Annotated in this window: 17 protein-coding genes and 1 riboswitch; of the genes, 8 read left to right on the forward strand and 9 right to left on the reverse strand. The window is 48.4% G+C overall.

Annotation, left to right across the window (positions count from 1 at the left end; all coding sequences use genetic code 11):
* Window positions 1-146 precede the first annotated feature (146 nt).
* Window positions 147-623 carry a GNAT family N-acetyltransferase gene (locus ABEA66_RS07820; protein ID WP_345587122.1) on the reverse strand — a complete coding sequence of 159 codons (477 nt, stop codon included), beginning with the start codon at window positions 621-623 and terminating at the stop codon, window positions 147-149.
* 314 nt (window positions 624-937) lie between these two features.
* Here ABEA66_RS07820 and ABEA66_RS07825 point away from each other — a divergent pair, with 314 nt between their 5' ends.
* Window positions 938-1405, forward strand: a complete 468-nt coding sequence (locus ABEA66_RS07825; protein ID WP_345587123.1) for a GyrI-like domain-containing protein — start codon at window positions 938-940, stop codon at window positions 1403-1405.
* 22 nt (window positions 1406-1427) lie between these two features.
* Window positions 1428-1730: a GNAT family N-acetyltransferase gene (locus tag ABEA66_RS07830; RefSeq protein ID WP_377739860.1), complete on the forward strand. Its 303-nt coding sequence runs from the start codon at window positions 1428-1430 to the stop codon at window positions 1728-1730.
* A 144-nt stretch (window positions 1731-1874) separates the two neighbouring features.
* On the opposite strand, the gene ABEA66_RS07835 is transcribed toward ABEA66_RS07830, so the two are convergent.
* The 3 genes from ABEA66_RS07835 to ABEA66_RS07845 all read right to left on the reverse strand — a co-directional run bounded on the left by ABEA66_RS07835 (window position 1875) and on the right by ABEA66_RS07845 (window position 3720).
* Window positions 1875-2300 carry a ribosomal maturation YjgA family protein gene (locus ABEA66_RS07835; RefSeq protein ID WP_345587124.1) on the reverse strand — a complete coding sequence of 142 codons (426 nt, stop codon included), beginning with the start codon at window positions 2298-2300 and terminating at the stop codon, window positions 1875-1877.
* Window positions 2301-2459: 159 nt separating this feature from the next.
* The gene (locus tag ABEA66_RS07840; RefSeq protein ID WP_144027936.1) at window positions 2460-2729 is read right to left on the reverse strand and encodes a DUF1294 domain-containing protein; all 270 of its coding nucleotides are present in this window, start codon (window positions 2727-2729) and stop codon (window positions 2460-2462) included.
* A gap of 76 nt (window positions 2730-2805) precedes the next feature.
* On the reverse strand, window positions 2806-3720 hold the full coding sequence (locus ABEA66_RS07845) for a DUF4097 family beta strand repeat-containing protein (protein WP_345587125.1): 915 nt from the start codon (window positions 3718-3720) through the stop codon (window positions 2806-2808).
* Window positions 3721-3997: 277 nt separating this feature from the next.
* On the opposite strand from ABEA66_RS07845, the gene ABEA66_RS07850 reads away from it, so the two are divergent.
* Together ABEA66_RS07850 and ABEA66_RS07855 are read left to right on the forward strand one after the other, a co-directional pair.
* Complete coding sequence (locus ABEA66_RS07850) at window positions 3998-4762, forward strand: ABC transporter ATP-binding protein (protein ID WP_345587127.1); 765 nt, start codon at window positions 3998-4000, stop codon at window positions 4760-4762.
* Window positions 4737-6623, forward strand: coding sequence for an FtsX-like permease family protein (locus ABEA66_RS07855; RefSeq protein WP_345587128.1), 1887 nt, complete (start codon window positions 4737-4739; stop codon window positions 6621-6623). Before ABEA66_RS07850 ends, ABEA66_RS07855 begins: the two co-directional genes overlap by 26 nt.
* A 414-nt stretch (window positions 6624-7037) precedes the next feature.
* On the opposite strand, the gene ABEA66_RS07860 is transcribed toward ABEA66_RS07855, so the two are convergent.
* Both ABEA66_RS07860 and ABEA66_RS07865 read right to left on the reverse strand, forming a co-directional pair.
* Window positions 7038-7235, reverse strand: a complete 198-nt coding sequence (locus tag ABEA66_RS07860; RefSeq protein ID WP_079912242.1) for a DUF4177 domain-containing protein — start codon at window positions 7233-7235, stop codon at window positions 7038-7040.
* Window positions 7236-7610: 375 nt separating this feature from the next.
* Window positions 7611-7877, reverse strand: a complete 267-nt coding sequence (locus ABEA66_RS07865) for a hypothetical protein (RefSeq protein WP_345587129.1) — start codon at window positions 7875-7877, stop codon at window positions 7611-7613.
* A gap of 249 nt (window positions 7878-8126) precedes the next feature.
* On the opposite strand from ABEA66_RS07865, the gene ABEA66_RS07870 reads away from it, so the two are divergent.
* Window positions 8127-8597: a hypothetical protein gene (locus ABEA66_RS07870; RefSeq protein WP_345587130.1), complete on the forward strand. Its 471-nt coding sequence runs from the start codon at window positions 8127-8129 to the stop codon at window positions 8595-8597.
* 177 nt (window positions 8598-8774) lie between these two features.
* Here the strand turns inward: ABEA66_RS07870 and ABEA66_RS07875 are convergent, their stop codons facing one another.
* On the reverse strand, window positions 8775-9173 hold the full coding sequence (locus tag ABEA66_RS07875; RefSeq protein WP_192705453.1) for a winged helix-turn-helix transcriptional regulator: 399 nt from the start codon (window positions 9171-9173) through the stop codon (window positions 8775-8777).
* 152 nt (window positions 9174-9325) lie between these two features.
* Here ABEA66_RS07875 and ABEA66_RS07880 point away from each other — a divergent pair, with 152 nt between their 5' ends.
* Both ABEA66_RS07880 and ABEA66_RS07885 read left to right on the forward strand, forming a co-directional pair.
* A complete protein-coding gene (locus ABEA66_RS07880) occupies window positions 9326-10534 on the forward strand; it encodes an MFS transporter (RefSeq protein WP_345587132.1) in 1209 nt (402 codons plus the stop codon).
* Between the two features lie 59 nt (window positions 10535-10593).
* Window positions 10594-11436, forward strand: a complete 843-nt coding sequence (locus ABEA66_RS07885) for an aldo/keto reductase (RefSeq protein ID WP_345587133.1) — start codon at window positions 10594-10596, stop codon at window positions 11434-11436.
* 92 nt (window positions 11437-11528) lie between these two features.
* Here ABEA66_RS07885 and ABEA66_RS07890 read toward each other — a convergent pair whose 3' ends face one another.
* The gene (locus tag ABEA66_RS07890) at window positions 11529-12509 is read right to left on the reverse strand and encodes an aldo/keto reductase (protein ID WP_345587134.1); all 981 of its coding nucleotides are present in this window, start codon (window positions 12507-12509) and stop codon (window positions 11529-11531) included.
* Between the two features lie 306 nt (window positions 12510-12815).
* Window positions 12816-12963, forward strand: a riboswitch (cyclic di-AMP (ydaO/yuaA leader).
* 3 nt (window positions 12964-12966) lie between these two features.
* On the opposite strand from ABEA66_RS07890, the gene ABEA66_RS07895 reads away from it, so the two are divergent.
* Window positions 12967-13809, forward strand: coding sequence for a C40 family peptidase (locus ABEA66_RS07895; RefSeq protein ID WP_345587135.1), 843 nt, complete (start codon window positions 12967-12969; stop codon window positions 13807-13809).
* 89 nt (window positions 13810-13898) lie between these two features.
* Here ABEA66_RS07895 and ABEA66_RS07900 read toward each other — a convergent pair whose 3' ends face one another.
* Window positions 13899-14315 (reverse strand): VOC family protein, encoded by a 417-nt coding sequence (locus tag ABEA66_RS07900; RefSeq protein ID WP_345587136.1) that lies wholly within the window; start codon window positions 14313-14315, stop codon window positions 13899-13901.
* Window positions 14316-14516: the final 201 nt, after the last annotated feature.

Raw genomic sequence — 14516 nt, forward strand, 5'->3', positions numbered from 1 at the left:
TACTCTATAGATGCCAATTAGGACTGTGCACACAACAAAAACGCCGAAAACTTTTTTCAAAGCTTTCGACGTCCCGCTTGGATATCCTTCCAGATATGATTCTCAATTGATCATTTCATCCAGCAGCTCTCGTAACCGTATGATTATCAATGCAGCAAATAATGAAGGACGAGCTCCTTCCCGCTCCGGCCTGCTCTCGTCATTCCTTTATGTTGAAAGCCCGCCTTCTCATACAGCCGCTTTGCAATCGTGTTGCTCTCATTAACGGCAAGCACAATTTCATTCGCCTCGGGAAAATGACGGATCACAAATTCAGGCAGCTGATTCATCACGATTCCGGCCAGCCCTTTCCCTTGATGGTTCCTGTCAATGGAAAAAGCACGCAGCAGCAGGGCATTCTCATTGCCTGCCAAGGCTTGAAACTCCTCGCTATGATGCAGCACAAAAAATCCTGCAGGCTCCCCTTCCATGAGAATCACGACCGGATGCCGGGCATCGTCCTCCAGGGAAAAATCGATAACGGCGCTTGGCAGCGCAACGAATTTCTTTTGCTCCTCTTCCAGCTCCAGAGCACGAATGGCGGCGTCCCATTCCGCACGATATAGGGCAAGACGACAATCCAATGTAAGCCCTCCTTTATCTATTTCAGCTGAGCGACCGTTCCATGCTTGGTTTTATCGCCATTGTGGTAAGAATAACCTCTTCGAAGGGCATTAAGCAAGGGGTTCTCCTTAGCGGCAACATCTGAGAGGATCATCGACAGGCGCTTGAAGATTTCAAAAAAAAAGATTTTCTGTCCACCGTCAAGACGCTATAATAAAATGCAGGATCTGGTAATTGACATAATGATTTGAAGAACTGCTTGCTATCCGCTTTTGCTTACAAAAAACCACGCACTCCGATTCCACATCAAAAAATAAAAGAAAGGTGATGCCAATTGTCCGAACAAAAGACGGTAGAAATGGAATCGCTCTGGAGTACACGAACGGAACGTTTCCAAGGAAGATGGTTTGTTGGAGTACAAAATCCATTGCCCCAATCTTATGAAGACGAGAAGCAGCTATTCGCTAGACTGGATGCAAGGAAACATGAAATTAGTGGACCCTTGGATGAGAATACGTATATGCTGATTCATGAGAATGGATCCAGGATGACAGTAGGATTGCGGGTGGACCAGCCGGAAGAAATTCCTGAGGGGATGGTATCTCTGCATCTACCTGATGAAGAATATGCCGTATTTCGATTCGAGGAAAAATACATTTGTTCCTTTTGGCAATTTTTCTGCACCCCGGCTCATCAAAAGAAATACGGACTGGATATCGCGAAAGCCCGATTTGAAACCTTTAACGAAACCTTGCAGCCCCGTGGAATCACGGAAATTTATTTTCCCAAAGTAACGGAGTAAGATCCTTCTTCGGAGGTATATCATGATCTACATAGAAACGTCGAGACTGCTGCTGCGTGACTGGGAGGAAACCGATCTGGAGCCTTTTCGCCAACTCAACGCAGATGAACGGGTCATGAGGTATTTTCCCAAAACCATGTCCGCCGATGAAACCGATGCTTTCTATACATCGATCCTATCTGAATTCGAGGAATGCGGGTTTGGGTTGTACGCTGTGGAATTGAAGGAAACCAAAGCATTTATAGGGTTTATAGGCTTTCGGCGGGCAGCCTTTGCGGCCGATTTTACGCCTTGCATCGAAATCGGATGGCGTTTGAAGCAATGACCAAAATCGGAATGAACTTTATAAAATTCTTCGATCATCCCAGAGTTGCAATGGATCATCCATTGGAGAAGCACGTGCTATATCATGCGAAACGGCCTTAAGCCGATGGTACAAATCATCCGCCCTGAGTGGGCGGTTTTTCTTTTACTTCCGAGAATCATCCGTCTCCCGTTCAGCCCCTCTTTTTTTGCGATACAGCACGCAATAATCGAGGCAGTACGCGATCGCAATGCCGAAGATATACCGGACCAGGTCCACCGCGAGAAATCCTTTTCCCAGCACCAGCGCGCCTAATACCGTATTCCTTAGAGTAACGATCCATTCCGCCTGATAGAGCTGGCTGAATTCGATGGCGAAGCTGAACAAGGTCCCGCTTCCAGCCGCCCATAGTAGTCCCCTCTTGATGAAGCAAAGCCGGAAGCCAAAATAAACCATACCGGCCCACAGCATATCCCCCGCATTCTCAGCGATCCATTCAGGCAGCAGAGCGGAAAATTTCCTGGAGCTTAAACCTAAAATTATGGTTACTATCATGGCAAGCAAATAATTGATGCGTGAACGCAACGGCAATCATCCCAGCTCCTATTTGTATACAATAGCTCTTGCCATCCATTGTCCCAAAATGCTTCGCCTCATACAATAACGCTCCGGTGATAAATGACTAACGATGATCGCCTCTTGAGCTATGTATTTTATAGCCTACGGTCCGATGGTGCCGAAGCTCGTCACCTACGAAATCAGCTTATACACGTAATAGACACACACAACATTCAATAGAAATAGCAGCGGAACTCCTGCCACGAATTTCATATGCTTGGTCTTGTGTCTATGCAGCCTCATAGCGGCCCAAGTCCCAAGAGCGCCCCCTGCTGCAGCAAGGGTCATCAAACGCTTCTCGGGAATGCGCCGGCCTCCTCTTCGGGATTGAACCTTATCATACCCCATCATGAAAAAACCAGCGGCATTTAGGATAATCAGGTAAATTATTATGATATACATTTCACTAACAGCCTTTCCTAATTAATTGTATGCCCAGCATCGTTTCGTAGAGCAGATGCTTATCGCGTCGCTATAACTACTGCTGCCCCAGCCAGAACTCCCCCGATCCCGTACGAACCTTCAGATGAGTCTCACCCGCTCCGAAAACCCCTTTCAGTTTGTGGTCGTCCTCCCCCCGTTCCACATAAGTTACTCCATCCCAGCCGATTTGTCCGCTGCCTGAACCCCCATTATACTGAACCGTTAACGACTTAGGCTCCTTCTCCAGATAAACCTTAACATCGCCGCTCTCAGCTTTAAGATTCACGTCCTTGTCCAAATCGTCTACTTTCACAACAATATCGCCCGATTGGGTCTCTCCCTGGATAGAGGACTGCCCGTTAACTAGCCTCACATCTCCGCTTCCCGTTTGAAAAATCAGAGCTTCAGCCGTATAATCCTGCGTAATAATATCTCCGGATTTCGCTTCCAGCGTCAATTGTCCGGATTCAACGTCCTTCACCGTAATATCTCCGCTGCTTGCCGAAATATTAACAGTCTTTCCCTTCAGCTCTTCCAGGCTGATATCTCCGCTTTCCGTATGTACCTTCACGGTCTGCCAATCCAGCTCCGGCAATTCTACGGTCAGCTTCAAAGCCGAGAAGTTCAATCCCAGCTGGAAGCCATCCGGGTTCTCCACCTTCAACTTCAAGGTATCCCCTTGAGGCTCTACCTTCAGCTGAACTCGATCCGCAGCTTCCTGCTTTACATTTCCGTCCAATCGGACTTCAATATCCCCGGAATATCCATTAATGATATTGACATCCGCGCTATCCGTATCTACTAGCAAATGGCGAAGCTCCGCTGCTTGGACCGATTTCTCTATATGGACAGGCTTGGTGCTCCAAGAGAACAGATTTTTGGCGAAGCCATACTCGTTGACACAGAAAGCCGCAAGGATGACTACCCCTGCCACAATAAGCAGCTTCCCTTTTATAGTTTCATTCTTCATTGTTAATCCCCCGATCGATCCATCATATCTCGTTTGCCCGTTGTAGGAGCATACTTAATTTACCATGAACGATCGTTGCGCCGCACTGGACCCGCGGATTGAATCATTCCCCGACTTAGGTCCAGGTGATTGCAGGCCATTTCTATCAGAGACAATCACCGATCCCCAACATGACAAAATTGAAAGGTAGTGTAAGGTAAATCAATGGCTGCTTGGCTTCGAAACGGGTACTGTGTGAATATAGAATCCATTTCAAAAAGGAGCGTGTTGATTTACCATGCTGGAAGTTCGCAATGTATCCAAAGTCTACGAAGGCCAAGTCACGTATCAAGCGCTGTCGAACCTGAATTTGACGGTGCGCAAGGGAGAATTTGTCGGCGTCATGGGGCCGTCCGGCAGCGGGAAAACCACCCTGCTCAATGTCATCTCTACGATAGACAAGCCTTCTTCCGGGGAAGTGCACATTGACGGGAAGAACGCGTTCTCGCTGAACAAGTATCAGCTGGCTTTATTCCGCCGCCGCGAGCTCGGCTTTGTCTTTCAGGATTTCAACCTGCTAAACACATTGACCGTGAAGGAAAATATTATTTTCCCTCTCACGCTGGAAAATGTCAGTATCCGGGAGCAGGACGAGCGGGTGAACCGGATCGCGGACAAGCTTGGCATCTCCCATATTTTGAACAAGCGTACGTATGAAATCTCCGGCGGTCAATCCCAGCGAACGGCCATTGCCCGGGCGATTATCCACGACCCGAAGCTGATTCTGGCCGACGAGCCGACGGGGAATCTCGATTCCAAGGCAGCCAAAGATGTGCTGGAGACACTGCAGAAGCTGAATAAGGAAGACGGCGCTACGATGATGATGGTGACGCATGACGCCCAGGCGGCCAGCTACTGTGACCGGATTATTTTTATCAAGGACGGTACGTTGTACAGGGAGCTGCAGCGCATGGACGGTCGGCAGGAATTTTTCGAGGATATTATGAACGTATTAATGTCTATAGGGGGGACGCCCGATGAACTTTCGTCAGTTCGCCTTTAAGAACGTCATCCGCAACAAACGGCTGTATGCCGGCTACTTTTTCAGCAGCGCGTTTTCGGTGATGATCTTCTTCGTCTACTCGATGCTGGCCTTCCATCCGGAGCTGGACTTCTCCGATAAAGGCTCGTACGGCCAAGGCGCCCAAACAAGCATGGACGTATCGCAATATATCATTTATGTATTCACGTTTTTCTTTATCTTGTATTCAATGAGTGCGTTTCTGAAGTCGCGCAAGAAAGAATTCGGCATTTGCCTCATGCACGGGATGTCGGATCTGCAGCTGCGGCGGCTGGTCTTCTTGGAAAATGTCATCATCGGCTTGGCTTCGACCGTATCGGGCATTATCGTCGGGCTGCTGCTCTCCAAAGGCATCTTGATGCTGGGGACGTCTCTCCTGACGCTGGAGCATCCGCTTACGTTCTATTGGCCGGTCAGGGCGGCCTTGTTTACGTTCGTGGCGTTCACGCTGCTGTTCGTATTCATCTCGCTGTTCACCGCCGTTATTCTGCGCAGCAGCTCACTCATAGACCTGCTGAAGGGAACGGCCAAGCCGAAGCCCGAGCCCAAAGCCTCCATGCTGCTGGCTATTCTGGCGGCCGCGCTGATCGCCCTCGGCTACGCCATCGCGTTCATTGTCAAGGGAGCGCTCGTATTGTTGGCTCTGCTCCCGGTTGTGGTTATAGTCAGCATTGGCACCTATTTCTTATTCACGCAACTGAGCGTCTATGTTATCAACAAGCTGAAAACCAAGCAAAGCCTGTACCGCAGCCAGACGAATATGATCACGCTGTCGGACTTGGCTTACCGCATGAAAGATAATGCGCGGATGTTTTTCCTGGTGGCGATGATTTCGACCGTAGCCTTCTGCGCCATCGGCACGCTGGTGGGGATGAAATCTATGTTTACAGGACAGCTGTCCGAAGCGCTTCCGACCTTCAAATACGAATCCTATACCGGCAACAGTAAGCAGAACGAGCATACGGCACTCATCGAGCAAGCGTTAAAAAATGAAAGCATCGATTATCAACCGTTCGTTATCCACAAAAAGGCGATTACTGACGCACAGACGAAAAAGAAGTACAAATTCATTTCTGCGGCCGATTACAATGCTTTATTGAATACCCATGTCGCCGTGGCCGACAAAGAAGCCCTGCTGTTCTATCCCGATGATATGGGCTTCGGCGGGCAGACCCGTGGCCTAACGAAGCGGATTGATGTGCCGGGAGTAGGCGGATTCGCCGTGACCGCGGAGAATGTCATGCCGGTTCAACTTCGGCAGCTGGAGTTTTACGATTTCGCCGTAGTCTCCGATGCCGCTTTCCAGGCGCTGCCGGAGTCGAAGGATGATTCCATCTCCTTTGTGTATGACGTGAAGGATTGGCAGCGAACCTTGGTCGTATCCAAACAACTGGTCGCGCAGCTATCTGAAGGCGGCAAAGAGTTCGACTTTATGTCGCGCTCCTACGCAGTGAACGAAAACAACCAATCGTTCGGACAAATCTTGTTAACCGGATTGTTCATCGGAGCGGTGTTTTACGTCGCCGCGGGCAGCTTCCTGTACTTCCGGCTGTATGCCGACCTGCCCCATGATCGTGTGCAGTACCGCGCCATTACGAAGCTGGGTCTGACGGAAGCCGAGCTGTCGAAGATTGTGTCGACGCAGATCGGTCTGCTATTCTTCGTGCCGATCGTCGTGGCCGTCGTGCACGGAGCGGTGGCGCTGAATACGCTGCAAAATACGTTCGGCGTCAATTTGTTCAAGGAATCCGCGCTCGTGCTTGGCACATTCGCGGTCATTCAGATCATGTACTTCCTGTTCATTCGCGCCAATTATGTGAAGAAATTGAAGGAAGTGTTCTAACGTGAACAGGCTTGGGGTTGACCCCATGGAGTGAGACAAATGAAAACACCTTCAAGAAGATGCAACCATGTCGTAAGATATGGACACAATCTTGGAGGTGTTTTTGTTCGTGGCGACAGTGAACCTTAGATGAATGCAATTGATTTGAGATTAACAGGCATTCCGATCCGGTTAGAACAATTATAGAACAGCTGAACCTACACGAGGTTTCGCCATCATCGACGTGCTTCAGATGTCGCCCACCCAGGTTTCACTCCATAAACGCATTCCCGAAGCAGAAATTTCATTCATTTCATAAGTAGTCTGATTTTGTCTTGATATTGAAATTCAGATAGACGGATGCTTGGAGCAAGCAACGCCTCGGTTACTGGGCAACGGCCGGTCGGCCTCGCAATCGTCTGGCGACGTTAATATCTACTTCCTTCTTTTGAATACACAAATAACTTCTCTAGACGATCCTTGATGTTGACTAGTATCAAAGCAGGACACCAGTTCCCATCCATTAGAACCCATTACATTGATTTCGTTGTCGAACTCATCCAAATCTAACTTTCCTCCAGCAAAGAATCCTTTTGTAAAAAACTTAAGTGTCTTATATTCCCACTGTTCCATAAATCGATTCTTCCTTTCCTTTGGTTTGATATAAGTGAACTTTCATTAGGTGCTAACCCTTGATCTCTTTGCTTATTTCATCCCATGCTTTTTTCTCTTCTTCCCCTTTGTTTTTCTGCTATTTAAACATATCGGGGCCCCTACCGTTTATTTCCCGTTCTTAAAAATTAACTTTGCAATTATGTCTAAGCATCTCAGTAACTACCGCGTCATTTATATCGTCGTCCTCAATAATCAATGCTGTATTATCATGTATATGATAATTAAATATCCATTGCTCATCTTTTGAAGAGCATGCATGTCTTTCTCAGTAGTCCATAAGTATTCAAATTCCCTAATATCCATGTAGTTAACAGCTCCTTTATTTATAAAATATTATAACTCTATCAATACCTGATGTATGTGAGCCTCGACTGCCTCATCTAAACTCATTGCTTTTTCTAAATTATCATCAACAAGTATAAGTAATGGACCGTCTATAATATGCCCTTCAGAAGTTCTAACCTCAAAAGCAGCTGCCCAATATTTTGGAGAAATTTTCGAAATTTCCACATCAACTAGCACCAATTTGAAGTTTTCATTCGTTTCTTCATTTACAAATTCAAGCGCCAGTTGTTCAGCTCTTTCTCTCGATAACTTCATATCGATTACCTCTATATTGTGTTATATACTATCCAGGATAAGCCGTCCGCTAGGCTTCAAGTGGTCTACAGCCGCTTTAAAGCCGCTATGGACTCATCCGCCGTTCTATCAATAGAAAGGAACCAGCAAGAATGAACCCGATATTACTATGATTATAAAAGTTACCTATTGGATGAATATGGTATAATTGTCGTTGACATATGTCGTCTGCTAGGTTTCCCAGCATATTGCTTACAAGGATGGTGCAGCATGATGTTTTGGATTTCATACTGGATTTCCTATTTGGTCATACTGATTAAATCGCTAGGCTTCTTAGGAGCTGTCCTGGTCGGTATGTATCCAATTGTCCAGTTCATGTACTCTCGTTCCCCGAATTTTTATGATAGGCTGTTCCTCACCAGAAACCTTGGCAGCTTTGTAAGAGACGTGCCAGAACGCAGCAATTTTTGGACAGATCCGAGCTTGGGAGTATACGGGTTCAAGAACGTTCTAATTTCTATCATCTATTTTTTTATATTCCTTCTTTGCTGGTCCGACATCACGAATCGCATCAACGTAGCTTTGCTGTATGGCGCTGCTGCAATTTTTCTAGCTGCTAATCCTTTCGGGGTGCTTAGAAAGAGAGAGTACTGGTTAGCTTTTTCAGTCGAAAATTTAGTGCTATTATTAATAGCCTTCTTGATGGTGATTCGAGCTTTTCTGAAGGTTAATTTTGAGTAGTCCGCAGAGAAAGAGAATTTAGCAGAAACATTGGCCGTATGGATGAAGCGGCGGATCGGACAGTACCGGTCACACCGCTTACACCGCCATATAGACAACCCCTTTTAACTCTCAGTTGGACAGCCAACCGCATGGAAGGGGAATATAACCTTATCGTGTCATAAGGAGCAGGAAAAATTAAACCTCCTGAAGCTCCGAATCCTCCGCCTCCGTTTTGTGGTTAAGAATATTATCCTCCAGAACGGCAAATTTATCTCCATATTCTTTAATAATATGTTTCTCACCCCAGGCGCACAGCGAGTCTAAAATCGATTTTAGGCTCCAGCCATACTCGCTTAGCTCATACTCCACTTTGGGAGGAACCTGATTGTAAATAATCCGTTTGACGATACCGTCCTGCTCCAATTCCCTCAATTGCTGGGTCAGCATTTTTTGGGTGATGCCCGGCATCAGCCGCTTTAAATCGCTGGTTCTTTTTTTCCCATGGGTTAAATGACATAGAATCACGCACTTCCACTTGCCCCCGATGACCTCTAAGGTCGCTTCTACGGAAATGTTATATTTCTTTTTGATCATCGCCAGTTCCCTCCTGTTATAGGCACTTTTTAGTACCTATATTACTCTGAAGTACCTATAGCACTTCAAGGTACGTACTTCCCTTTCACTTGCTTATCCATCATAATAGCACTTACCGGCCGGTGATGACCATACTATAGGAGTGGTACAAAATGACATTAGATCAAAGGAGAAGTACTCTAGCTCTGCTGGCATTGGCTATTAGCGCCTTTGCGATAGGAACGACGGAGTTTATCAGCGTAGGGCTGCTCCCCCTTATCGCACAGGATTTACAAATATCCATTACGACATCGGGTCTTACCGTTACTCTATATGCATTGGGGGTTACTTTCGGAGCCCCGATCCTGACTTCCTTAACCTCAGGCCTGTCACGGAAAACGCTGCTGATATGGATCATGATCGTCTTTATTACCGGCAATGCTATCGCGGCTGCTGCAAGCGGGATCGGCGTGTTACTGGCGGCACGAGTGATTACGGCATTCTCGCACGGAGTGTTCATGTCGATCGGATCGACCATTGCGGCAGATCTTGTGCCCGAGAATCGTAGGGCCAGCGCGATATCCATCATGTTCTCCGGGTTGACGGTGGCTACAGTGACCGGAGTTCCTCTGGGAACCTTCCTTGGTCAGCAATTGGGATGGAGAGCAGCCTTTATCGCTATCGCAGCCGTTGGGCTGGCGGCCTTGCTGGCCAATGTAGTCTTGGTCCCTTCTTCTCTGCGCCCCGGTACAAAAACCCGGCTGCAAGAGCAGATCAAGATTATTACCCATGGGCGTCTGCTTCTGGCCTTTGCCATTACAGCCTTGGGATACGGCGGAACCTTCGTGGTCTTTACCTATTTGTCTCCGCTGCTTCATGAAATAACCGGATTTCCGGAATCGACTGTCGCCCTGCTCCTTCTTCTCTACGGCATTGCCATTGCTATCGGTAATGTGATCGGAGGCAAAGCGGCCAACCGTAAGCCTATTAGCGCGTTGTTTTATATGTTTATTTTGCAATTCGTTGTTCTGGCCGCCTTAACGTTCACAGCGCCATATAAAGCAGCGGGCCTGCTGACCATTTTCTTGATGGGGCTATTGGCTTTCATGAACGTGCCCGGCCTGCAGGTCTATGTAGTGATGCTAGCCGAACGATTCGTACCAAAAGCAATCGATGTAGCCTCTGCCGTCAATATTGCAGCGTTCAACGCAGGTATTGCGATTGGCGCTTATTTGGGAGGCGTCGTCGTCAATCAATTGGGGCTTATCCACACCCCTTGGGTTGGTGCCGTCATGGTGTTTGGAGCCATTATATTAACAGGCTGGAGCCGCTTCTTGGAAAAAAAGGATGCAGCTCGCGTTCAGCTGGACAGTGCCGCTTGATTATAGGCTGAATCAAAACCAATCTTTTTATTAACAAATTCTTGGGAGGCTATATTAAAATGAGTAAACATGTACAAGATACCGTAACCTTAAATAATGGAGTGAACATGCCTTGGCTCGGACTCGGCGTATTTAAAGTGGCGGAAGGCTCCGAGCTGGTGCAGGCCGTTGCGTCCGCCGTTAAGCACGGCTACCGCAGTATCGATACGGCGGCTATTTATGAGAATGAAAAAAGCGTAGGGGAAGGGATCCGTGAGGCTATTCGGGAACATTCTATCCGAAGAGAGGATCTATTCATCACCTCGAAGGTCTGGAATGCTGACCTGGGTTATGAATCGACCCTTGCCGCCTATGAAACCAGCCTGCGGAAGCTGGGCTTGGACTACCTGGATCTGTACCTTATCCATTGGCCAGTCCAAGGCAAATACAAAGAGGCTTGGAGAGCTTTGGAGACTTTGTATAAATCAGGCCGCGTCAAAGCCATTGGCGTAAGCAACTTCCAAGTCCATCATCTGAAGGACTTGATGAAGGATGCCGAGATCAAGCCTGCAGTCAATCAGGTTGAATTCCACCCTCGCTTGACGCAGCAGGAGCTGCGGGATTTCTGCAAGGAGCAAGGCATACAGCTGGAAGCCTGGTCTCCTCTCATGCAGGGCCAGCTACTGGATCATCCTGACCTTCAAGAGCTCGCGGCGAAGTACGGCAAATCAGTAGCCCAGGTGATTCTGCGCTGGGATTTGCAGCATGGCGTGATCACGATTCCCAAATCCACCAAAGAGCAGCGGATTATCGAAAACGCGGATTTGTTCGACTTTGAGCTATCGGCCGATGATATGAACCGAATAGACCGATTGAATCAGGATCTTCGGGTAGGTCCGGATCCGGACAACTTTGATTTTTAATGAAATGATGGAATGAAAAAAAGCAGCGGCAGCTGGACATGAAAGCCATGTCCTTGGCTTGCCGCTGCTTTTTTGTTATTGGCTATTCCGCCTTACCAGGCATACGCCTTAGGCGCTTCGCCGCCAGGTCCGGGGAAAATCTCGTCCAGCCGCTTCAGCACGTCCTCATCCAGCTTGATATCCGTGACACGCAGCGTGCTCTGGAACTGCTCCAGTGTCCTTGGTCCGATGATCGGCGCTGTCATCGCCGGATGGACTAATGTCCAAGCCAGCGCTATATTGGCTTCGCTCTCGCCAAGCTCCTTGCACAGCTTGCTAAACGCCTCCAGCTGGCCGCGCCGCTCTTCGGCGCGTGCCTGGATGCGGACGCTGCGCGACCCTTGGGCAGGGTTGAGCGCATTGCCGCCGAGAAGACCGCCGTCAAGAGGACTCCAGGCGATAACCCCGATTCCGAATTCCTCCGCCGCAGGGAGCACCTCCAGCTCGGGCCATCTGCACAGCAAGCTGTATTTGTGCTGCTCCGACACAAGACCGAGGAAATGGCGGTTCCTGGCTTCATATTGAGCCTTCACCAAATCGCGCCCTGCAAAATTGCTGGCCCCCACATAGCCGATTTTGCCTTGATAAATGGACACGCGGAACGCTTCCCAGAGCTCATCCCACGCAGCATGGCGATCCACGTGATGCATTTGGTACAGCTCAATATGATCGGTTTGAAGCCGCTTCAATGAGGCATCCAAATGTCGTCTAATTTTATACGCAGAGAGCCCTCTGGCCGCATTAGGCCCGTCATTCGGGTCCTCCATATCTCCGTATACCTTGGTCGCCAGCACGACCTTCTCCCGGCGGCCTCCGCCTTGAGCGAACCAACGGCCGATAATCTCCTCTGTTCTCCCTCGCGCACCCGGCCCGCCGTATACATTCGCCGTATCAAAAAAATTAACCCCTGCATCTACAGCCGCATCCATGATCCGGTAAGCCTCCGATTCGTCCGTATCGACGCCAAAGTTCATGGTTCCCAAGCACAGCCTGCTCACCTTCAATCCGGAACGGCCTAAATAAGTGTACTCCATAACCCATACCTCCTTATTTTGAGTGCTGCGGTACTTTCCATTCTCATCATACCGCTCCTTGGATTTTTTTAACAGTACGCAACATTAGGTAAGATAGGCAGTCCGGGGATATTAAGTTACCTCCGCGTAAGTCTTGTTCCCATGCAAAAATGTGCCGCAAGTCCCTTTATCTTTGGCCCCCTATGGTGTATCTTGGTAACTGCTCATGAAAAGTTATCCTTTTTTTTCGGAAAATGATGGAGCGTTTGGCGAAGCTTACCCACTGATTCGCCGATGGAATCACGAATACAATGTAAGGACAGCTTTTAGTAAAAAATGCCGAATCAGCACAGCATAAGTGCTAGTACGGGGGACATCTTATTTTGGGGTGAATATTCGTCGGTTTATCGGATGAATAGGGGACAACCTCTCCCTAACCCGTCAACTAACCTCGGAGGCAATTAGGAGGAATCAAGTTTTGAAGTTTTTTGGAAAAAAGCTTATTTTTTCGTTTGCATTTATTTCTTGCAGTCTCTTTGCCGGAGTACATGCCCATGCCTCAGCTTTGGATGAAGGAGTCAAGATTCAGGTTAATGATACGATCGTGAACTTTCCTGAGGGGCAGCCTGTCGTGGACACTTACTCCCAGCTTCAGGTACCGTTCCGTCCACTGATGGAAGCGCTTGGATACCAGATCAACTGGTCCAGGGAAGGAAAAGAAATTCGTGTCTCCATGAATAAGAGAAATCAGACCCTGGAGTTGAAAACCGGGGATACGTTTGTGCTTGTCAACGGAAAAAAAATCGATGTTACTTCCTTGATCGGCATGGATCGGGGAAGCGTATATATCCCGCTCCGTTTCATTTCGGAAGCACTCGGCTATAAAGTGCAGTGGGATAATGACAATCAGCTTGCTATCGTGGATGCGGATGGGAAGTACCACGCCCCTGCCTGGTACAGAGCCAAGAAGCAGGATACGATGCTGCAGTTCGCCCAAGCCTATCTTGGCGTTCCTTATCGATGGGGAGGCAGTACTCCGAACGGGTTTGATTGTTCAGGATTCGTCCGTTTTGTCATTGCCGCTAACCAGGGAATCGATCTCCCCAGAACCTCGAATGAGATGTACGATACGGTAGGAGTCGCCGTTGCCAACCCTTCGCCGGGCGACCTGGTATTCTTCGCGGGGGCCTCCCATGTCGGAATCTACTTGGGGAACGGGCAGTTCATTTCGGCTACGAATTCCCGCGGAGTTCATATTGATTCGCTGTACAGCTCTTATTGGGGCTCCAGGTACATAGGGGCCAAGGCTATTACGTTGTAAGGCGGAACAGGCTGCTTGTGCAGCCTGTTTTTATATACAGTAGACCTCCGAAGCAGAAGAGCTTAAAGGCAGACATGTCCTCCAGCAAGCTATTCTCCTCTTATGGAGTCCCTCACCTTCACATAATGAGGGTTATTCATAATCCCGATAATGTTGCCGAACGGATCGACAACGGAGGCAGTAATGAAGCCGCCGCCGCGCTCTTTCATCGCTTCGAGCTCCTGAACCCCCATCGACAACAGCTTATCGAGAACCGCGGATATATCGTCTACATGCCAATAAAGTGTTGCGCCTCCCGGGCCCTTCGCTAAACCTGCGGGTGCATAGCGTCTATCAATCAGTCCCAGCTCTTGCTGATAGTCACCAAGACGGAATTCGGCATAGCCCGGTCTCTCGAAATACGGTTCGATTCCAAGAAGCTCCGTGTACCACGCTTTTGCCTTATCCAGATCATCCGCCCAAAAACTGATTGTAGCTATCCCTCGAAACGTTTGTGCACCTTGCATCTGCATGACCTCCTAAGATCACTTTATATTGGGTAATCTTATTGTACTCGGCCCACACTGACAAAGGTGTGTCAGTGATTCTGCAGTGTTTAATAAATTATCGCGATCGGAATCTTATCCGTTCTATCTTGATAATAAAAAACGGTCGGCCAGTACATTGGCCAACCGTTTTTTATTCACATAATGTATATGGAGATCCTC

The organism is Paenibacillus vulneris, from assembly GCF_039543185.1.
Lineage (GTDB): Bacteria > Bacillota > Bacilli > Paenibacillales > NBRC-103111 > Paenibacillus_S > Paenibacillus_S vulneris.

Bases quoted from the DNA above. Each gene is read 5' to 3' on its own strand.
- ABEA66_RS07900 (WP_345587136.1), bottom strand. From the start codon at position 14,315: ATGCAAGGTGCACAAACGTTTCGAGGGATAGCTACAATCAGTTTTTGG.
- ABEA66_RS07890 (WP_345587134.1), bottom strand. From the start codon at position 12,509: ATGGAGTACACTTATTTAGGCCGTTCCGGATTGAAGGTGAGCAGGCTG.
- ABEA66_RS07865 (WP_345587129.1), bottom strand. From the start codon at position 7,877: ATGAAGTTATCGAGAGAAAGAGCTGAACAACTGGCGCTTGAATTTGTA.
- ABEA66_RS07840 (WP_144027936.1), bottom strand. From the start codon at position 2,729: ATGTATATCATAATAATTTACCTGATTATCCTAAATGCCGCTGGTTTT.
- ABEA66_RS07860 (WP_079912242.1), bottom strand. From the start codon at position 7,235: ATGGAACAGTGGGAATATAAGACACTTAAGTTTTTTACAAAAGGATTC.
- ABEA66_RS07875 (WP_192705453.1), bottom strand. From the start codon at position 9,173: ATGATCAAAAAGAAATATAACATTTCCGTAGAAGCGACCTTAGAGGTC.
- ABEA66_RS07880 (WP_345587132.1), top strand. From the start codon at position 9,326: ATGACATTAGATCAAAGGAGAAGTACTCTAGCTCTGCTGGCATTGGCT.
- ABEA66_RS07850 (WP_345587127.1), top strand. From the start codon at position 3,998: ATGCTGGAAGTTCGCAATGTATCCAAAGTCTACGAAGGCCAAGTCACG.
- ABEA66_RS07870 (WP_345587130.1), top strand. From the start codon at position 8,127: ATGATGTTTTGGATTTCATACTGGATTTCCTATTTGGTCATACTGATT.
- ABEA66_RS07830 (WP_377739860.1), top strand. From the start codon at position 1,428: ATGATCTACATAGAAACGTCGAGACTGCTGCTGCGTGACTGGGAGGAA.
- ABEA66_RS07855 (WP_345587128.1), top strand. From the start codon at position 4,737: ATGAACTTTCGTCAGTTCGCCTTTAAGAACGTCATCCGCAACAAACGG.
- ABEA66_RS07845 (WP_345587125.1), bottom strand. From the start codon at position 3,720: ATGAAGAATGAAACTATAAAAGGGAAGCTGCTTATTGTGGCAGGGGTA.
- ABEA66_RS07885 (WP_345587133.1), top strand. From the start codon at position 10,594: ATGAGTAAACATGTACAAGATACCGTAACCTTAAATAATGGAGTGAAC.